Consider the following 18,814-nt stretch of genomic DNA (forward strand, 5'->3'; position numbering starts at 1 on the left):
CGGCGCGGCCCAAACGCTTCATCCGATGCAAATCCCGGCCTCTGCGTTGTTGTCAGCGCGCTCATTGGGCAGCGTGCCGGTCGCGTTGACCGTGATGGTAAAGCTGCAATCGGCATTGAAACAGCTCGCCGGGATCGGGAACGGTCCAACTGTCGCAAGCGAGCCGCCCGGAATTTGCGGCGTGTCCAGCTCTGACGTGGCGCCGGTTGAAAACGTCACGCGCGTCTTTGAAACCTGAAGTGCATCAATGTTGGACTGGTTGCGCACGCGCACAAAAAGCTCGGCGTTGGTGCCATTGCAAAACCCGTTTTGTCCTTGGGAACCGGGCCTGCGTTCGGGGACTAAATCGACCCGCTCAGCCCCGGTTTTCGGATCACAGGCGGCGACAAGGCCAGCAGGCACAAGGGCAAGAACAATAAGTGCAAAATGAATAGGTCTCATTACAATACTCCGATACTAAAAACCCGAGTATAGCACATCTTCGCAGATTTTTGGATCTCGTTGTTGGCGCGCGGCCTAGGCATGCCCCGCCGTGGCCAGCCCCAGCACGCCCACGGCGATCAACGACAGGGCCCAGACGGCCTCCAGATCGAACCAGCTTTTACGCAGAAACGCGAGGCCGAGCCAGCGGTAGACGGCATAAGCAATCCCGCCACCCGCGATAATCATCGCCGCTGTATGGGCCAGCGTCACGCCGATCAGGATGCCGCCGTTGCGCGCCAAAAGCTCGGATACGGCGAGGTGCCCGCCCTCCAACGCCTCGGGCCCGCAAAGGCCCAAATAAATCGGCACCAGCATCAGCGCAGCCCCGTGGACAATCGCCACAAGGAAGGACCAAAGCGCCAGCCGGTGTGGCGGAACGCGGGACAAGAACCGCGGGTGGCGGCGGGTGATCAGCAGGTAAAGCCCCAGCCCAATGACGATGGCCCCGGCGCCGTAGCGCAGTTCGCGTTCATAGGTCAGCAGCGATGTCAGCATTGAAAATGGCAGCAATATCAACAGCATCGCCGCGAAATGGCCCAAAGCCAAAGCACCCAACGCCGCGAACAGAGCGGCCGGTTTGCGCTCCATCAAGGCGGACGACACCGCCAGCGGCCAGCCCATCCCGGGGTTTACCCCGTGATAAAGCCCGCTGAGAACCACGGCGAGCCACAGGCCCGCCGTCGTTGTCATCACATCGCCCAACTAGACGTTCGGGTAGCAGAAGCTATCGGTTGAGCAATCGCCCCCTTCAAGCCGGATTTGATGCGACCGGTAGCCTTTGGGAAAATCGACGTAGAAATCCTTGTCCAGCGTCAGCCCACCATTTTCGCCGACATTGGCCATAACCATCTGCCCGCCCTCGTCGCCGGGATAGAACTGGTCGTCCCAAGTGGAATAAAGCGAGTTGGTCCAGTAGACCCGTTTGCCGTCGCGGCTGATCTCGACCATTTGGGGCCCGTAGACAAACGGCTTGCCATTGGGGTGGTTGGTCTTGGTGACGATCCCGCCCAGATCAACCTTGCCCGCGAGCTTGGGATTCATCGGGTCGGAGACATCATATTGATGCATCTCGCCCAAGCCCCAACAGGCCACATAGAGATATTTGTCATCTAGGCTGAGGTCGATATCGGTGACCAGCGGCGGCACTGCGCCAAACCCCTTCAGCAGGTCGGGCAGGTCGTCCGCATCGGCGGGCACCGGGTCGATTGTGATGGTTTTCTTGGCCTGCCAGGTGCCGTCATCGTCGCGCCACCAGGTGAAGATCGCGCCTTGCAGGTTGGTGGTGTCGACGACCACGCCGCAGAACCCGTATTCCTTGGCCGGGTCATGGGCGGGACGAATTTCCAGCGCCATCTGGTGGTTTTCGCCCAGATCAATGGACTGGATATTCTTGCGCGCGCGCAGGTCCCAGAAATGGATTGTGTGGCCGTATTTGTTGGACAACAGATCCTCCGCCACCACACCGTTTTCAAACTGCGGCGGCAGGCCCCATTCCGAGCTGACCATGTAGTCACGCGGCAGATTCCACCAGAAATCATAGTGTTTGTCCTGAATGCCGCGATCCATCTCGTAGCGGCCAAGAATGTCAAATGTCTCGCAATCCATGATGAAGATGCCGGGCGGGCCGTCTGTGCCATCCTCGCCGCCACCGCCAAGGGTCGAGACGTAGATACCCTCCGGTCCGCAATGGATGGTGTGCGGGCGGGAATAGCCGGTTTTGTCGAACAGCTCTTGCGGCTCGATGGTTTTGTGGATTTTGGCGTTGAGCGGGTCTTTGACATCGATGATGTAGATGCGCGACGACCGGATACCGGGAATGATCAGATAGCGCCGTTCCAAAAACGCGTGGCCCGTCAAGGGCGACAGTGCCGAGGAACAGGCGTTCCAGCCGAAATGGTGAAACTCATCGCCCAGATTGGGCACATAAAGCTCATGCACGATGGTGCCATAGGTCTTGGATGTCGGGTTCACATCCACCACCGCCAGCCCGTCAGGCTTGGTGCCATCGGGGCTCAGCATAAGGGTGAACGCGTAATTTTCGGTTGGGGCTTCCATGGCCATTTTGGCCGAAGGATAAAAAGTCGGGTCAGGTCTCAGGTTCATAGCAGGTCTCCTCCCAGATCGGTGCTGAACAAGTCTCGTAGAATATTTTTGATTTCAATTGTCTGACAATTGAGCGCGATCTTCGCCCGCCGGTCAACAAAATTCAAAGCCGCGCTGCAGCGAGACCCCGACCGATTTCGGGTCGCAAGTGGGCTAGACGAAGCGTGCGATAACAGCGATCTTTGCCCAAACCGTACGCGAGGATCCGATGCAAAAGGTCAAATTCACCGCCATGAAAGACGGCGACAAAGCGGATTACGATCTGCTGCACCCGCTGGAAGTGGATTACGCGTCGGGCACGGCGGACAGGCTGCTGGGTGCGCTGGTCTCGCTTGATGAAAGCCTGTCGGGCTATCAGGTCACCCGGCTGGGCCATTCGCTGCAATCGGCCACACGCGCGCATCGCGACGGGGCCGATACTGATTGGGTGGTCTCGGCGCTACTGCACGACATTGGCGACATTTTTGCGCCCTACAATCACGACGAATACGCAGCCTCGATCCTGAAACCTTTCGTGCGCGAACAATGCACCTGGGTGGTCGAAAAACATGGCGATTTTCAAATGCTCTACTACGGCCACCATGTCGGCGGCGACCAGCACAAGCGCGACGCCTATCGCGGCCACCCCTATTTCGACGATTGCGCCGCGTTTTGCGAGCGTTGGGATCAAAGCTCGTTCGACCCCGACTACGCGCATGAAGACATAGAATTCTTCCGCGACATGGTGCGCGCGGTGTTCGCGCGCACGCCTTATGATCCCGCGGTGATCCGCCCCAGCGCGCGGGAGCCTTTGGTGACTGTCGGTATTTGAGTATTTTTAACAGAACGAAGCGGAAAACCGCATCAAGTGAAGACACCCTGCCCGGCCACGCATTTAGGGTGGCGGAGCAAGGTGGCTTCGTCCTGTACGGCCATCGGCGCTCCCGCCTGTACCGCAACGCCAGAAACACGGATTCGGCTTAAATTTGAGTAAAATCCGGCTTCGTTCTGTCAAAAATACTCATGGCACACGGGTCCCGGCTTTCCCTCAGCCAGCCCATTGGGTAGACCCGCCTCAAAGAAGGACGGGAATTGCTGATATGGCACTGGAAAAAACATTCGACGCGAGCGAGGCCGAAGCACGGCTTTCCGCCGCTTGGGAAAAAGCAGGCTGCTTCAAGGCGGGCGCGAATGCGTCGCGGGCCGAGACGTTTTGCGTGATGATCCCTCCGCCCAATGTCACCGGCGTCCTTCACATCGGCCACGCCTTCAACAACACGTTGCAAGACATCCTGACCCGCTGGCACCGGATGCGCGGGTTTGACACGCTGTGGCAGCCCGGCACGGACCACGCGGGCATCGCCACCCAGATGGTGGTGGAGCGCAAGCTGGCTGAAACCCAACAACCCAAACGCACCGATATGGGCCGCGATAAATTCCTTGAGAAAGTCTGGGAATGGAAAACGGAATCCGGCGGCACGATCATCAACCAGCTGAAGCGCCTGGGGGCGTCTTGCGACTATTCGCGCGAGGCCTTCACCATGTCCGGTGCCCTGAACGCGCCTACGGGCAATGAGGGCAATTTTCACGACGCCGTCATCAAGGTCTTTGTGGAGATGTACAACAAGGGCCTGATCTATCGCGGCAAAAGGCTGGTCAACTGGGACCCGCATTTCGAAACAGCGATTTCCAACCTTGAGGTCGAAAACCTCGAAACGCCGGGCCATATGTGGCATTTCAAATACCCGCTCGCCGGCGGTGCAACTTACGAATATGTCGAGAAGGACGAGGACGGCAACGTCACCCTGCGCGAGACGCGGGACTACATCTCCATCGCCACGACCCGGCCCGAAACCATGTTGGGCGATGGCGCGGTTGCGGTGCATCCGTCCGATGAGCGCTATGCCTCGATCGTCGGCAAGCTTTGCGAAATCCCGGTCGGTCCGAAAGAGCATCGCCGCCTGATCCCGATCATCACCGATGAATACCCCGACCCCACCTTCGGCTCCGGCGCGGTGAAGATCACCGGCGCGCATGACTTCAACGACTATGAGGTCGCCAAGCGCGGCGGCATCCCGATGTATGCGCTCATGGACACGAAAGGCGCGATGCGCAGCGACGGGAAGCCCTATGCGGAAGAAGCCGCCATTGCCCAAAAAATCGCGAACGGTGAACAAGAGTTTGACGAGGCGATGATCGCCGCGATGAACTTGGTGCCTGAGGAATATCGCGGCCTCGACCGGTTCGAGGCGCGCAAAAAGGTGGTCGAAGACATCACGGCGGAGGGGAATGCGGTCATGCATTCCGTCCCCGTCATCGATGAGGAAGACGGGCAGGAAAGTTCCCGTCTTGAGCCATATGTCGAGAGCAAACCGATCATGCAGCCCTTCGGCGACCGCTCCAAGGTCGTGATCGAGCCGATGCTAACGGATCAATGGTTCGTGGACTCCGCCAAGATCGTCGGCCCCGCGCTCGACGCCGTGCGCGACGGGACGGTTCGGATCATGCCCGAGAGCGACAAAAAGGTCTATTTCCACTGGCTGGAAAATATCGAGCCCTGGTGCATCTCCCGCCAGCTCTGGTGGGGGCATCAGATCCCGGTTTGGACTGCGCAGGTTCCAACGCTGGATGGCCAAGTTGGAAATTGGAAAGTTCGGGTAGGGGACAACATTCCAAGGGACAGGGCGAAGAAGTTCCTTGATGAAAACAGCTATGATGATGAAGCACTCGGCGGCCGCCTAAGTCCAAGCGGCATTCTTACAATGGATTTTTGCGCTGGTTCAGTGGACGAGGCCAAAGAAGCCATTGAGAAAGTCTGGATAGATCGCACAGGCCAGCCGCCTGCAGAGTTGGTCGAATTGCCCAGTGAACCTTGGGAATGGCCAAATTCAAGCAGTCAATCGCCAAAAGGTCACCTTACTACGCCAATGTGGCGAGACCCCGACGTCCTAGACACCTGGTTCTCCTCTGGGCTCTGGCCCATCGGCACTCTGGGCTGGCCGGAAGAGACGGCGGAGATGGAGAAGTATTTCCCGACCTCGACGCTGATCACGGGGCAGGACATTCTGTTCTTCTGGGTCGCCCGGATGATGATGATGCAGCTGGCGGTTCTGCCGGATGAGCTGCCGGTCGAACAGCGTATCCCGTTCAAGGACGTCTACCTCCACGGCCTTGTGCGCGACGCCAAGGGCAAGAAGATGTCGAAATCCACCGGCAATGTCATCGACCCACTCGACATTATCGACGAATACGGCGCCGACGCGCTGCGCTTTTCCTCCGCCGCCATGGCGGCGATGGGCGGCGTGCTGAAGCTGGATATGGAACGCATCAAAGGCTACCGCAATTTCGGCACCAAGCTGTGGAACGCCGTCCGCTTTGCGGAGATGAACGGCGTCTATGAGGACGCAATGACCTTCCCCCTGCCAAGCCCGGAACAGACCGTCAACAAATGGATCATCGGCGAGACCGCCAAGGTCCGCGAAACCGTCGACACTGCGATTGCCGCCTACCGCTTCAACGACGCCGCCGACGCGCTGTACAAGTTCGTCTGGGGCAAGGTCTGCGACTGGTATGTCGAGCTGTCCAAGCCGCTGTTCTACGACGGCACTGAGGATCAAAAGGCCGAAACCCGCGCGACGATGGGCTGGGTCATGGATCAATGCATGATCCTGCTGCACCCGATCATGCCCTTCATCACCGAAGAGCTGTGGGGCGTCACCGCCACCCGCGACAAGATGCTCGCCGTCACAAACTGGCCCGACTATGGCGCCGATCTGGTCGACGTCGACGCGGACCGCGAAATGAACTGGGTTATCACCCTGATCGAAGCTGTGCGGTCTGCGCGCGGCGAAATGAACGTGCCCGCGTCGCTGGAGGTCCCGCTGATCGAAGTGACCCTCGACGACAAGGGCCAGGCCGCTTTCGCCAGTAACGCCGCGATGATCGCCAAGCTCGCGCGCTTGGGCGAGGTGTCTCAAGGCGAAGCGCCGAAGGGCTCCGTCTCCATCCCTGTCGCAGGCGGCAATTTCGCGCTGCCGCTTGAAGGCATCGTTGATGTCAGCGCCGAAAAAGCGCGGCTGGAGAAGAGCTTGGGCAAGCTTGCCAAGGAACTCGGCGGGCTGCGCGGGCGGTTGAACAACCCGAAATTCGTGGCCTCCGCCCCGCCCGAGGTCGTGGAGGAAGCGCAAGCCAATCTCGCCGCGCGCGAGGAGGAGGAGGGCAAGCTGAAAACGGCACTTTCCAAACTCGCTGAGATTGGCTGAGCTGGGAAAACCGCCCCCTCTCCATTTGGTTTTTAAATATCCAAATTCCGCGCCCACTAGCAGCGCCGCAACTGGATATTTTTAACCAAATGGAAACAAGAATCGGTGCTCTCTAAAACTCCGGTACAGGCTGGGAAGCCGATGACCGGACCGGATAGCGACGCTCGAAAGGGCGGCTTTAGGAGGCGGTTGGAGCGGGGCTTCAACCGCCTTTTTCTGGGCCATGCCGCGCGCGATTGCGGCCATTTGGTCGGGCGTACCGATCAGCGCGGCTTGTTCCACGGATTCGGCCATCAGGACGGCGGCTTCATCCCCCGTCTCGGCCACTTCGATCAACCGTTTCGCGGCGCGTAGCGCGCTGGGGCTTTGGGCGGCGATCTGTGCTGCCAGTTCCTGCGCGCGGGCCTGTGGGTCATCCGCCAGCTCAGTGACAAGGCCCCAGTCGAGAGCCTGCGGGCCCTCAATCACCTCCGCGGTGTAGACAAGGCGGCGCAAAATGTCAGAGCGGACAAATCGCGGCAGCCGCGCCATGCCGCCCATATCCGGGACAAGCCCCCATTTCATTTCCATCACGGACAATTTGCAGCTCGGCGCGGCAATGCGGATATCCGCGCCTGAGGCCAGCAACAGCCCGGCCCCAAAACACACCCCGTGCAGCGCTGCTATCACAGGGACCTCCAGATCGCTCCAGGCCAGAGAAAATTCCTGAAACCGGTTGCGCGTACCATGGCTGCGCGCGACCAGAACCTCGTCCATGTCGGCGCCGATCAGCGATGACAAAGACACCAGATCAATGCCCGCGCAAAAGCCGCGCCCTTCGCCCTGCAAGACGACGCAATTGATATCCGCCCCGCGCAGCGCATGCGCCGCGTCTATCACGGCGTCCAGCATCTCAAGGCTGACAGCGTTCATCTTCTCGGGGCGGTTCAGCGTTACCGTGGCGACGCGCGCGGATATCTCTGTGCGAACAAGGCTCATACGTTCAAGCCTAGGCAGCCGCATGGGCCATGGCCAGCACTACCTTACGACACGGTCAATCGCGCGCATCGCGCCGATGGATTTGTCATAGATCAGCGTCAGCACCCGCCGCGCGGGCGGTGCTTTGGCAATTTGGGGCAAAGCGCGCACAGATGCGGCGGCGGCCCCGGCGGCGATGAAGCCGCGTCTTGTCAGTTTGGGCATCAATAAAGCCCTCCAGTTGCGAGTAATTCTCAAGTAAGCATCTGAAACCGCAATTTCAACCTTGCGCCCGGCCGCGCTTTTGGTTTGATCGCGCCCCATGACTGATCCTATTCTCACACCGCTCGCCCAATCCCTGCCTGCCTCCGTCCCGTTTGTGGGGCCAGAGGCGCAAGAACGCGCGCGAGGCGCTGCCTTTGACGCGCGGCTGGGGGCCAATGAAAGCGTCTTCGGCCCGTCACCCAAGGCCATTGAGGCGATGCAAAAAGCCGCCGCCGAGGTCTGGATGTATGGCGACCCGGAAAGCCATGACCTGCGCCACGCCATTGCGGCCCATCACGGCGTCAGCCCGGACAACATCATGGTCGGCGAAGGCATTGACGGGCTGTTGGGCTACGTTGTGCGGCTGCTGGTGGGTCCCGGCGACGCGGTTGTGACCAGCGACGGGGCTTACCCCACATTCAACTACCATGTCGCGGGCTTTGGCGGCGCGCTGCACAAAGTGCCCTACAAGGACGACCACGAAGACCCAGACGCCCTGCTCGCCAAAGCGCGGGAAGTCCAAGCGAAGCTTATCTATTTCGCCAACCCCGACAACCCGATGGGAAGCTGGCACAGCGCGGGCACCGTCGCAGAGATGATGAACACCGTGACCGACGGCGCGATGCTGTTGCTGGACGAGGCCTATTGCGACCTTGCGCCCAGCGGCGTGGTGCCCGCGATTGATGTCGCTCAACCAAATGTGATCCGCATGCGCACCTTCTCAAAAGGCTACGGGATGGCAGGCGCACGGGTGGGCTACGCGATTGGCCACGCCGATTTCATCACCGCCTTCAACAAGATCCGCAACCATTTCGGGATGTGCCGGATCAGCCAGGCGGGGGCCCTGGCGGCGTTGAAAGATCAGGAGTATCTGGCGCAGGTGCAGGCGCAGGTCGCCGCATCACGCGACCGTATCAGCTTGATTGCAAAGGAAAATGGACTGACGCCGCTACCATCTGCCACGAATTTTGTGGCCATAGATTGCGGGCGGGACGGCGACTATGCCCGCGCCATCCTGGCGGGCCTGATCGAACGCGGGGTGTTCGTGCGCATGCCGTTTGTGGCCCCGCAGGACCGCTGCATCCGCATCAGCTGCGGCGGCGCACGTGAGATGGACCTGTTTGCCACAGCTCTGCCCGAAGCGATCAAAGCGGCACATTAAGGGTTTTCCTGACGCATTCCGGGGCTAAGCTTTGACCCCATGCATGACGACTACAAACCCCGCCAACCCGCTGGCCGCGCCGAGGATTATACCGTCGCGTTCCTATGGTCCGCCGGATTGGTCGTGTTTTTGGGGCTTTTCGCGCTTTGGGCCGCGCATAGCTACATCGCGTCGCTTGTCACTGCCGGTTTTGTGCGCTGGGGCATCGCCTTGCTGCCCCGCCGAGAGTAAACGGACGCGAATAATTTTTCGCGAGAAACCGGCCCCTGCCGCCCCTTGCAAAACCCGCTCACCCCAGTATTTTTCCGGTATGACGGATGATGATGACACTATCTTGAACGCCCTGCCCAGCCGCCTGAAACAGGCGCGCAAGGCGCAGGGGCTGTCGCTCGACGCGATTGCAAATCTCAGCGGCGTGTCCCGTTCCATGGTAAGCCAGATCGAGCGCGGGGAAAGCAGCCCCACCATCGCCACGCTGTGGAACCTGACGCGGGCCTTGAATGTCGATTTCGCCGGGTTGCTGGATCACACAGATCGCGGCGACCGCATTGATGTGGTGAAAGCCGCCGATATGCCCGCCATCGACAATATGGGGCAAGGCTGCCGCATCGTGATCCTGTCCCCGCCCGAAGACGCTGGGCAGCATGAGGTTTACGACATCAGGTTGCAGGCCGGCGGCACCCTCAGCAGCCAGCCGCATGCGCGCGGGTCGATCGAACAGCTTGCCGTCATCGAGGGGCAGGTGCAGGTCACCTCGGGCAGCGTGACGTCAGAGGTCGCGCAGGGCGACACGGCGCGCTACGGGGCCGACGTGCCGCACCAGATCGCCGCCGCTGGTGGCCCCGCACGGGTGTTTTTGATCGTGAAACCGGGCAAGACGGCGCTTTAGTGGATCGATCTCTTATATAACGGATTATATGATTGCGGAATAAATTCCGTTATGGCAGAAAATGAGTCTCAAAGGAGACCATCATGCCGCATGCCTTCCTCACAGATATTTCTCAGACGCTGACCCAGATCGAGGCCGAAGGCCTCTATAAACGCGAACGTCTGATCACATCCGCGCAGGCGAGCACGGTGGCCGTTCAAGACCGCGCGGTGATCAATTTATGCGCCAATAACTATCTGGGGCTGGCCGATCACCCTGCCCTGATTGAGGCTGCCAAAGACGCGATGGGCACGCATGGCTTTGGTATGGCGAGCGTGCGTTTCATCTGCGGCACCCAGGACCTGCACCGCGCCCTGGAACAATCGCTGGCCAAGTTTCTGCGCAAAGACGACGCCATCTTGTTCGCGGCCTGCTTTGACGCGAATGGCGGGCTGTTCGAACCGCTGCTCGGGCCGGATGATGCGATCATTTCCGACAGCCTCAACCACGCCTCGATCATCGATGGGATCCGTTTGTGCAAGGCCAAGCGGTATCGCTACGCGAACACCGATATGGCCGACCTCGAAGCAAAATTGAAAGAGGCCAAGGCGGCCGGCGCGCGCCACATCATGATCGCCACGGATGGCGTGTTCTCGATGGATGGCACCTTGGCCGACCTGCCCGGCATTCGCGCTTTGGCCGACGCTTACGGCGCGGTCGTCATGGTCGATGACTGCCATGCCACCGGGTTTATGGGGCCGCGCGGTGCCGGGACCCCTGATCACTTTGGCGTCGATGTCGACATTCTAACCGGCACGTTGGGCAAGGCGCTTGGCGGGGCCATCGGCGGCTACATCGCAGGCCCGCAGCCCGTCATTGACCTGCTGCGCCAGCGGGCGCGGCCATACCTGTTTTCCAATTCCCTGCCCCCGGCGATTGTCGCCGCCGGGTTGGAAGCGATCAAGCTGGTGGAACAGGGCGCGGAGCTGCGGGCCAAGCTCTTTGACAATGCCAGGCACTGGCGGTCCGGCTTGACGGAACTTGGCTTTGAACTGCTACCGGGCGAACACCCGATCATTCCGGTGATGCTTGGCGACGCGCAGCTTGCGCAGGACATGGCCGCCGCCTTGTTCGATGAAGGGGTCTATGTCTCGGGCTTTTTCTTCCCCGTCGTGCCGCATGGGCAAGCCCGCATCAGAACCCAAATGAACGCGGCGCTAAGCCGGGCAGAGCTGGACCGCGCCCTCGCCGCTTTTGCCAAAGTGGGGCGCGCGCTGGGGGTGATCGCATGACCACGAATATGATGACCGCTCTGGCGAAGACCAAGCCGGAACAGGGCCTTTGGCAGATCGACGCGCCGGTGCCCGAGATTGGCCCGAATGACGTGCTGATCCGGGTCAACATGACCGGCATTTGCGGCACGGATATTCACATCTGGAACTGGGATGCATGGGCCGCATCGACCGTGCCGGTGCCGATGATCACGGGCCATGAATTCGCGGGCGAAATTGTCGATATCGGGCGCAACGTGACCGGGCTGTCGCTGGGCCAACGCTGTTCGGGCGAAGGCCATCTGATCGGGACAGAAAGCCGCCAATCGCGCGCGGGCAAGTTCCATCTGGACCCCGGCACGCGCGGGATCGGGGTCAGTGAACAAGGGGCGTTTGCGCAGTATCTGCGGCTGCCCGCATTCAATGTCGTCACCCTGCCCGATGACATCCCTGATGAGATCGGGGCCATACTCGATCCGCTCGGCAACGCCGTTCACACTGCGCTGAGTTTTGAGCTGTTGGGCGAGGATGTTCTGATCACCGGCGCAGGCCCGATAGGCATCATGGCCGCCGCCGTCGCGCGTCATGCTGGCGCGCGCCACGTGGTTCTGACCGATATCAACGCCGACCGTCTGGCGCTTGCCCAACGCGTGGTGCCATCCGTGCGCACGGTCGATGTCAGCGCAGAGGACCTTGCCGACGTGACCCACGAGCTGGGCCTCACCGAAGGGTTCGACGTAGGGTTGGAAATGTCGGGCAGTCAGGCGGCCCTTGATCAGATGGTCGACGCTTTGGTGATGGGTGGCAAAATCGCCCTACTGGGCATCCCACCCGGCCAATCACCCGTGAATTGGAGCCGCATCGTCTTCAAAGCCATCACCATCAAGGGCGTCTATGGCCGGGAAATGTTTGAAACCTGGTACAAGATGATCGCCATGCTGCAAAACGGCCTCGATGTCAGCAAGGTCATCACGCATCGTTTCGCGGCGCGCGACTTTGCCGACGGCTTCGCGGCCATGACATCCGGGCAATCGGGCAAAGTGGTGCTCGACTGGCGCTAAGGCGCATTTGTTTGAACTGTGGCCTAGGCCCCGGTGTCAGCGTCGCCCTCCTGGCGCGCATTCAACCGCCGATACCCCAGCTCGCGCCACAGTTTGACGCTTGGTCGTGCGCCAAACAGCACCGAGCCCACCAAAAACAACCAGGTCCCCGCATAGACCGTGCTGTCAAAGAAAAACAGAATGCTGCCAATCACAAACAGCGCCGCTGCGGCCACATCGATGATGGTGTAGATCAGCTCGCTTTGCGCGTAGAGCTGCTTGTGCTCCGCCGATTTGGTGTGGTTGTCGGGGTTGAACATGGCCATCTGGCAGCCTCCTCTTTTTATCCAAGATCGGGCAATGGCCCGCGCGATACCGCCTCTAGCACTGCGCGCAGACCTTGGCCGCCGCGTCCAGCCCCCCGCCGCCATGCGGAATGTCCAGCGCGACAAGCCCCGCCTGAATGCTCGACAAGGTGCCCATCAGCATATGGGCGCTGACATGTCCCATATGGCCCACGCGGAAAAACCCGTCGGCCTTTGGGTCCGCGTCAGTCGCCATGCCCAGCCCGATGCCCAGCGTCACACCCGCCTCATCCGTCAGCCAGTTGCGTAGCCGGGTGCCGTTTTCCGCGCCAATCCGCACAGCGGTCACGGCGTTCGACCGCGCCGCCCGGTCGCGGATGTTCAGCTCCACCGGGCCGCCGATTTCCCAGGCCTCAAACGCCGCCCAAACCGCGCGCGCTAGGGTGGCGTGGCGAGCCCAGACGGCTTCCAGCCCTTCCTCATGAACCACCATGCTCAGCGCCTCGCGCAATCCGTACAGGTGATGCGTGGGCGCGGTACCGCACCAATATTGATAGAATTCCTCGGGGTTGGCTCGCGGGGTCCAGTCCCAATAGCTGGAGACGCGCGCCATTTCCGCCCGCCGCGCCGCAGCCCGGTCGTTGAAGAAAACGAAACACATGCCCGGCGGCGTCATCAAACCCTTCTGGCAGCCTGCCACCATCACGTCGACGCCCCAATCGTCCATCTGCATCTCATCGCAGCCCAAGCAGGCAATGCAATCCACCATCAGCAAGGCCGGGTGGCCGGTGGCCTTCATCGCCGCCGACAACGCGGCCACATCCGACTTGGCCGAGGTGGCGGTGTCGGTCTGCACGCAAAGCACCGCCTTGATCTTATGGGCTTTGTCTGCATCCAAAGCCTCCGCCACGCGGGCCGGGTCCAGCGCCGCGCGTTTGCCAAATTCCAGCAGCTGGGTCTCTATCCCAAGCCGCTGCGCCATGCCCGCCCAGCCATGCGAAAAATTGCCCGTCGCGGGCACCAGCACCAGATCACCCGGGGCCAGCACATTCGACAAAGACGCCTCCCACGCAGCATGCCCATTGCCGATATACATCGCCACATTGTGCTGCGTGCGTGCCACCGCCTTCAGGTCAGGGACCAAACTGGCGGCAATATCGACGATCTCGCCGGTATAGATATTCGGCGCAGGCCGGTGCATCGCCTGCAGCACCCGGTCGGGCATGACCGAGGGGCCGGGAATAGCCAGCATGTGGCGACCATTGGAAAGCGTCATGGCGTGGGTCCTTCTTATCTGCCGACAAGAGCTATTGCGCACGCCCCATGCCGTCAATCGCGCGCCCTTCAGCTTTTGTGATAGCGCGTAGCAAGTTTTGTGGGGTCGGCCCCGGCCAAATAGCGCGCCAGCGTCACAAGGTTGCCCGCGCCGCGCCGCAGCCAGCCTGCCTTTTGGTAGCGGATCGCGTCGGTACTGGCGGTCTCGGTCAGCACGGTGATCCGGCCGCGCAGCTTGCGCGCCATCGCCACATCCTCCATCAGCGGGATTGCGTCAAACCCGCCAATCTCGTCATAGAGCGCGCGCGAAATCAGCAAGCCCTGATCGCCATAGGGCAGCCCAAAGACCCGCGTGCGCAGGTTCGCCCATCCCGCCACCAGCCCCGGCATCATGCCGTCAGCCCGAAATGACAGCGCGAAGACGGCGGCTTCCCCGCTATGTTGCATATGGTGGCACACGGCCCCCACCCAGGCGTCGGGCAAATGCGTGTCAGCATGCAAAAACAGTAACCACGTGCCCCGCGCCGCCTGCGCGCCGCGCGCCAATTGCCCGCCGCGCCCGGGCGCACCTGTGATGATCTCGCACCCCGCATCGTCGGCCAGCGTCAGCGACCGGTCGCTGCTGCCCCCGTCGCTAACAATCACCTCCCGGATCACGCCCGCACCGACGCCCGGCAACAGCGCATCAAGGGTGCCGGGCAAAGCCGCGCCCGCGTTCAAGGTCGGAATGATGATCGAAAGTGCCGCCTGCATGGGCCTCGTCTCGGAAATCGCTTTGGAATTCGTCACGCCCCCCTATATGACATCTAACACCCAAACGGGAGAGCGAAGATGGCCGGCGAGCGCGTAGAAAATAGGCAGATTCTAAAGATCACCGGCGCTGACCGCGTTGATTTCCTGCAAGGGCTGGTCACAAATGACGTGGCCAAGCTGGCAGACGGGCTGGTCTACGCCGCCCTGCTCAGCCCGCAGGGCAAATACCTGGCCGATTTCTTCCTGGTCCCCGACGGCGATGCGATCCTGATCGATGTGGACGCGGCGCTCGCACCAAGCCTGTTCAAACGCCTCAACATGTACAAACTCCGCGCCAATGTCACGATCACCCCCGAAGACATGGGCGTGGCGCGCGGCCTTGGCGCCCCGCCCGCAGGCGCTTTCCCCGACCCGCGACATGACGCGCTGGGCTGGCGGGCATATGGCGAAACAGGTTCAGACCCCCACACCGATTGGGACGCTCTGCGCGTGGCCCATCAGATCCCCGAGGCGGGACAAGAACTTACGCCCGATGACAGCTATATTCTTGAGATGGGGTTTGAACGCCTCAACGGCGTCGACTTCAAAAAGGGCTGCTATGTCGGGCAGGAAGTCACCGCCCGCATGAAACACAAGACCGAGCTGCGCAAAGGCCTGACCCAGGTCACGCTGACCGGCCCCGCGACACCGGGCACACCGATCACATCAAACGACAAACCTGTGGGCACGCTGCACACGGTCGCGGGTTCACAGGCGCTCGCCTATCTGCGCTTTGACCGCGCCACAGACCAGATGCAGGCCAACCAGGCGATACTGACGCGCGCCTGAACCCGCTTCATTGTTTCAAAAATATTCCGGAGGTGTCTGCCCTTGCGGCTGAGGAGGCAGCGCCTCCTCAAAGAGCAAAATCAAAACAGCGCGGCGCAGCCGCCCCTTTTGATCAGCCTAATGGATCAATCCCGCGCGCGAATAACCTTGGAAAAGTTCGGGAAAATCTCGGGGTTGGCGCAGATCAAATGCCCGTCTTCCAGCAGGTTCTGACCGTCGCGGATCGGCTCGATAAACCCGCCCGCCTCTTTGACCAGCAGCACACCGGCCGCGATATCCCAAATCTTCAAGCCGCGCTCCCAATAGCCGTCATAGCGCCCCGCCGCGACATAAGCCAAATCCAGCGACGCGGCGCCCCAACGCCGCACGCCAGCGCATTCGGGCATCAACCCGGCCAGGTCCTGCAGTGTCGCGGGCAGGTATTTGCCCCCTGCAAAGGGCACGCCGGTGGCAAAGACGCTCTCGATCATCCGGCTTCGGCCAGAGACGCGCAGACGTGTCCGGTCGTTCAGCCAGCAGCCCTGCCCTTTCTCGGCGAAAAACATCTCGTCTTTGGACGGGTCATAGACCACCGCCGAGACGATCTCGCCCTTATGTTCCAGCGCGATTGAGACCGCCCAATGCGGCATCCCGTGCAAAAAATTGGTGGTCCCATCCAGCGGGTCGACAATCCAGCGTCGCGTCGGGTCCTTGCCCTCGACTTCCGCGCTTTCCTCCCCCAGCCAGCCATATGTCGGCCGCGCGCTCATCAGCTCTTCGCGGATGATCTCCTCGGCGGCGGTGTCGGCTTTGGACACAAAATCGCCCGCGCCCTTCATGGAGACCTGCAAATTCTCCACTTCGCGGAAATCCTTCACAAGGCTGCGCCCGGCGGCGCGCGCCGCTTTCACCATGACATTGAGATTGGCCGAGCCTTGCATCGCGGGAAGTCCTAAACAAAAAAGGGGTCAGGCCGCGCGTATATCCCCGCTTGCGCGCAAGATAAACCCCTCATTGCGCCGCCCCCGAAACCGACCTAGCCTCGCGCCATGTCGACCGCTGATCGCCCTTCATTAGGCATCGCCCTGATGCTGGGCTTTTGTATCCTGGCGCCGATGGGCGACGCGCTTGCGAAATATCTGGGCGAGACGATCCCGCTGGGCCAGCTGTTGCTGGTCCGGTTTGGCCTGCAAGCGCTGCTTTTGCTGCCGCTGGTCTGGCTCACAGGCCGGACATTGCGTATGACCCCGCGCGTTCTCAAGCTCACTGCGCTGCGCACGGTTTTTCACATGGTGGCCATCGGTGTGATGTTCACCGCCCTGCGCTACATGCCGCTGGCCGACACGGTCGCCATTGCCTTTGTCATGCCCTTCATCATGTTGCTCTTGGGAAAATACGTGCTGGGGGAAGAGGTCGGCGCCCGCCGCCTCATCGCCTGTATCGTGGGTTTCATCGGCACGCTTTTGGTGATCCAACCCAGCTTTGCCGCCGTTGGCTACCCGGCCCTGTTACCGCTTTTGGTGGCGGTGCTGTTCGCGCTGTTCATGCTGGTCACGCGGCAGGTCGCCAAGGATGTTGACCCGATCTCGATGCAGGCGGTCTCCGGGGTCATTGCCTGCGTGCTGCTGGTCCCGCTCTTTCCGCTTCTGGGCGGCGCGCTGCCCAAATCCTTTGTGATCATCGCGCCGCAAGGGATTGAGATATATCTGCTTTTCCTGATCGGCGCGCTGGGCACTTTCGCGCATCTGTTGATGACATGGAGCCTGCGTTTCGCTCCCTCCGCCACGCTCGCGCCGATGCAATATCTCGAAATCCCGGTGGCCACGATCATCGGGTATCTGGTGTTCCGTGACTGGCCCAACGGGCTGGCTCAGTTGGGCATCGCGATCACCATCGGCTCCGGCCTCTACATCATTTTCCGCGAACAGCGCATGGCCCGCGCCACAGCGCGCAGCACTTAATCCAATCGGCGTAATTTTAAGCGTTTTTCAGGCATTCCGTCGGCATTGCTTCAACCGTTGTTAAACCCTTTGGCGTAGCACTGCTGCTTAGACACATTTGCGTCCATCGGTGCGAAAGGCGCTCCAAATGAACTTCGAAACTCTGTTGGCGCCTGGTGACATTTTGTACCGGGAGGGTGATCCAAACGACTGCGCCTACATCATTGAATCTGGCGAACTCGTCCTGTTCACCCAACGCAACGGGGTACGTGTCGACACGGAGCGCCGCCGCGCAGGCGCCATACTGGGTGAGTTGTCGATTCTAACTGACAGCCCACGCGCTGTCAGTGTCGAGGCCGTGAAGCCCTGCCGCCTGTTCAGGATCCCAGCGGAGCAAATCCTAAACAGGTTTGAAAAGCTCGACCCGATCCTGCGTGCATGTGTCGAAACCTCGATCAATCTGTCCGCCCGCATTGAAGAAAGCAAAGCAGGTATAGACAATCACGCACCGCTGGCCCGCTCAACGCTCCATAACGCGGATGAGCTGATCGCCTTGTTTGAAATGGCCAGCGACATCCTGACGGGTCTCGACCGGTGCGAATTCAGCATGGCGTATCAACCAATTGTCCATCTCTCTGACAGCAGTGTTGCGGGGTATGAAGCGCTCATGCGCTGGACCCACCCGGTGCATGGCAACATCCCTCCCGACCAGTTCATCACCGTGGCGGAGACGATGGGTTCCATCACTCAGCTCACCAATTTCGCACTGATGGAGGCCTGCGCGACGCTCAGGCGTTTGCGCACTGGCAACGCCAATTGCGCAAGGCTGTTCGCCTCGGTCAATATTTCCGGCCATGATGTTGGACGGGCCGACTTCGTCGACTTCCTGTCGCATGTCTTGGACCTGAACGACCTCAAACCGCATCACGTGAAGTTGGAGGTTACGGAAACCGCGCTGGTACCCAACAGCCCGCAAGCGGTCAAAAACATAGACCGGCTGAAAACCTTCGGCTGCGGCATCGCGATTGATGATTTCGGCACCGGCTATTCAAACCTGGCCTATCTCAAGGAGCTGCCGCTCTCCGCGCTCAAAATTGACCGCGCCTTTGCGGGCGACGCCGTCAATAACCCCGTCTCGCAGAGCATTGTCAAAATGCTTGTGGGGCTGGGCCAGGAACTGGGCGTCGAAGTCGTCGCCGAAGGTCTTGAAACGCCCGCGGACGTAGACGCGCTGCGCGCCATCGGCTGCGATCTGGCGCAAGGATATTTCTTCTCAAAACCCGTCAATGAGGCGGATTTTGTAGCCCAGGTTGGGGGCGCCGCCGCGCGCCACGTCGCCTAGCAG

General features: G+C 60.9%; 19 protein-coding genes and 1 pseudogene. 11 read left to right on the forward strand and 9 right to left on the reverse strand.

Annotated features, from left to right (window positions below):
- Positions 1-18: 18 nt before the first annotated feature.
- The 3 genes from ACZ1G7_RS06650 to ACZ1G7_RS06660 form a co-directional block, all read right to left on the reverse strand.
- Positions 19-441 (reverse strand): hypothetical protein, encoded by a 423-nt coding sequence (locus ACZ1G7_RS06650; RefSeq protein WP_472663033.1) that lies wholly within the window; start codon positions 439-441, stop codon positions 19-21.
- 75 nt (positions 442-516) lie between these two features.
- Entirely contained in the window at positions 517-1,173 is a 657-nt protein-coding gene (locus ACZ1G7_RS06655) for a hypothetical protein (RefSeq protein WP_472663034.1), read from the reverse strand.
- 12 nt (positions 1,174-1,185) lie between these two features.
- Positions 1,186-2,586, reverse strand: coding sequence for a selenium-binding protein SBP56-related protein (locus ACZ1G7_RS06660; protein WP_472663035.1), 1,401 nt, complete (start codon positions 2,584-2,586; stop codon positions 1,186-1,188).
- A 208-nt stretch (positions 2,587-2,794) separates the two neighbouring features.
- Here ACZ1G7_RS06660 and ACZ1G7_RS06665 point away from each other — a divergent pair, with 208 nt between their 5' ends.
- Together ACZ1G7_RS06665 and ACZ1G7_RS06670 are read left to right on the forward strand one after the other, a co-directional pair.
- Entirely contained in the window at positions 2,795-3,397 is a 603-nt protein-coding gene (locus ACZ1G7_RS06665) for an HD domain-containing protein (protein ID WP_472663036.1), read from the forward strand.
- 268 nt (positions 3,398-3,665) lie between these two features.
- Positions 3,666-6,827, forward strand: a complete 3,162-nt coding sequence (locus ACZ1G7_RS06670) for a valine--tRNA ligase (protein ID WP_472663037.1) — start codon at positions 3,666-3,668, stop codon at positions 6,825-6,827.
- Positions 6,828-6,908: 81 nt separating this feature from the next.
- On the opposite strand, the gene ACZ1G7_RS06675 is transcribed toward ACZ1G7_RS06670, so the two are convergent.
- Both ACZ1G7_RS06675 and ACZ1G7_RS06680 read right to left on the reverse strand, forming a co-directional pair.
- Positions 6,909-7,805, reverse strand: a complete 897-nt coding sequence (locus tag ACZ1G7_RS06675; RefSeq protein WP_472663038.1) for a crotonase/enoyl-CoA hydratase family protein — start codon at positions 7,803-7,805, stop codon at positions 6,909-6,911.
- Positions 7,806-7,844: 39 nt separating this feature from the next.
- A complete protein-coding gene (locus ACZ1G7_RS06680) occupies positions 7,845-8,009 on the reverse strand; it encodes a Tat pathway signal protein (RefSeq protein ID WP_472663039.1) in 165 nt (54 codons plus the stop codon).
- A gap of 97 nt (positions 8,010-8,106) precedes the next feature.
- On the opposite strand from ACZ1G7_RS06680, the gene ACZ1G7_RS06685 reads away from it, so the two are divergent.
- The 5 genes from ACZ1G7_RS06685 to tdh all read left to right on the forward strand — a co-directional run bounded on the left by ACZ1G7_RS06685 (position 8,107) and on the right by tdh (position 12,410).
- Positions 8,107-9,210 (forward strand): pyridoxal phosphate-dependent aminotransferase, encoded by a 1,104-nt coding sequence (locus ACZ1G7_RS06685; RefSeq protein ID WP_472663040.1) that lies wholly within the window; start codon positions 8,107-8,109, stop codon positions 9,208-9,210.
- A gap of 39 nt (positions 9,211-9,249) precedes the next feature.
- The gene (locus ACZ1G7_RS06690; protein ID WP_472663041.1) at positions 9,250-9,441 is read left to right on the forward strand and encodes a hypothetical protein; all 192 of its coding nucleotides are present in this window, start codon (positions 9,250-9,252) and stop codon (positions 9,439-9,441) included.
- Between the two features lie 79 nt (positions 9,442-9,520).
- Positions 9,521-10,099: a helix-turn-helix domain-containing protein gene (locus tag ACZ1G7_RS06695; protein ID WP_472663042.1), complete on the forward strand. Its 579-nt coding sequence runs from the start codon at positions 9,521-9,523 to the stop codon at positions 10,097-10,099.
- A gap of 83 nt (positions 10,100-10,182) precedes the next feature.
- On the forward strand, positions 10,183-11,370 hold the full coding sequence (locus ACZ1G7_RS06700) for a glycine C-acetyltransferase (protein WP_472663043.1): 1,188 nt from the start codon (positions 10,183-10,185) through the stop codon (positions 11,368-11,370).
- An 11-nt stretch (positions 11,371-11,381) separates the two neighbouring features.
- Positions 11,382-12,410: an L-threonine 3-dehydrogenase gene (gene tdh, locus ACZ1G7_RS06705; RefSeq protein WP_472663687.1), complete on the forward strand. Its 1,029-nt coding sequence runs from the start codon at positions 11,382-11,384 to the stop codon at positions 12,408-12,410.
- A 23-nt stretch (positions 12,411-12,433) separates the two neighbouring features.
- Here tdh and ACZ1G7_RS06710 read toward each other — a convergent pair whose 3' ends face one another.
- The 3 genes from ACZ1G7_RS06710 to ACZ1G7_RS06720 form a co-directional block, all read right to left on the reverse strand.
- Entirely contained in the window at positions 12,434-12,715 is a 282-nt protein-coding gene (locus tag ACZ1G7_RS06710) for a YrhK family protein (RefSeq protein ID WP_472663044.1), read from the reverse strand.
- A 55-nt stretch (positions 12,716-12,770) separates the two neighbouring features.
- Positions 12,771-13,970 carry a pyridoxal-phosphate-dependent aminotransferase family protein gene (locus tag ACZ1G7_RS06715; protein ID WP_472663045.1) on the reverse strand — a complete coding sequence of 400 codons (1,200 nt, stop codon included), beginning with the start codon at positions 13,968-13,970 and terminating at the stop codon, positions 12,771-12,773.
- Positions 13,971-14,038: 68 nt separating this feature from the next.
- A complete protein-coding gene (locus tag ACZ1G7_RS06720; protein WP_472663046.1) occupies positions 14,039-14,758 on the reverse strand; it encodes a TIGR04283 family arsenosugar biosynthesis glycosyltransferase in 720 nt (239 codons plus the stop codon).
- Positions 14,759-14,800: 42 nt separating this feature from the next.
- Here ACZ1G7_RS06720 and ygfZ point away from each other — a divergent pair, with 42 nt between their 5' ends.
- Positions 14,801-15,550 carry a CAF17-like 4Fe-4S cluster assembly/insertion protein YgfZ gene (ygfZ, locus tag ACZ1G7_RS06725; protein WP_472663047.1) on the forward strand — a complete coding sequence of 250 codons (750 nt, stop codon included), beginning with the start codon at positions 14,801-14,803 and terminating at the stop codon, positions 15,548-15,550.
- 125 nt (positions 15,551-15,675) lie between these two features.
- On the opposite strand, the gene ACZ1G7_RS06730 is transcribed toward ygfZ, so the two are convergent.
- Positions 15,676-16,470 carry an inositol monophosphatase family protein gene (locus ACZ1G7_RS06730; protein ID WP_472663048.1) on the reverse strand — a complete coding sequence of 265 codons (795 nt, stop codon included), beginning with the start codon at positions 16,468-16,470 and terminating at the stop codon, positions 15,676-15,678.
- 108 nt (positions 16,471-16,578) lie between these two features.
- On the opposite strand from ACZ1G7_RS06730, the gene ACZ1G7_RS06735 reads away from it, so the two are divergent.
- From ACZ1G7_RS06735 to ACZ1G7_RS06745, 3 genes and pseudogenes are all read left to right on the forward strand, one after another.
- Positions 16,579-17,490: a DMT family transporter gene (locus ACZ1G7_RS06735; protein ID WP_472663049.1), complete on the forward strand. Its 912-nt coding sequence runs from the start codon at positions 16,579-16,581 to the stop codon at positions 17,488-17,490.
- Between the two features lie 127 nt (positions 17,491-17,617).
- Positions 17,618-17,821, forward strand: a pseudogene (locus ACZ1G7_RS06740) (cyclic nucleotide-binding domain-containing protein); the annotation flags it as partial.
- A 6-nt stretch (positions 17,822-17,827) separates the two neighbouring features.
- Complete coding sequence (locus ACZ1G7_RS06745) at positions 17,828-18,811, forward strand: EAL domain-containing protein (protein ID WP_472663688.1); 984 nt, start codon at positions 17,828-17,830, stop codon at positions 18,809-18,811.
- Positions 18,812-18,814 lie beyond the last annotated feature (3 nt).

This window comes from Litoreibacter sp. JB4-2 (assembly GCF_055693445.1).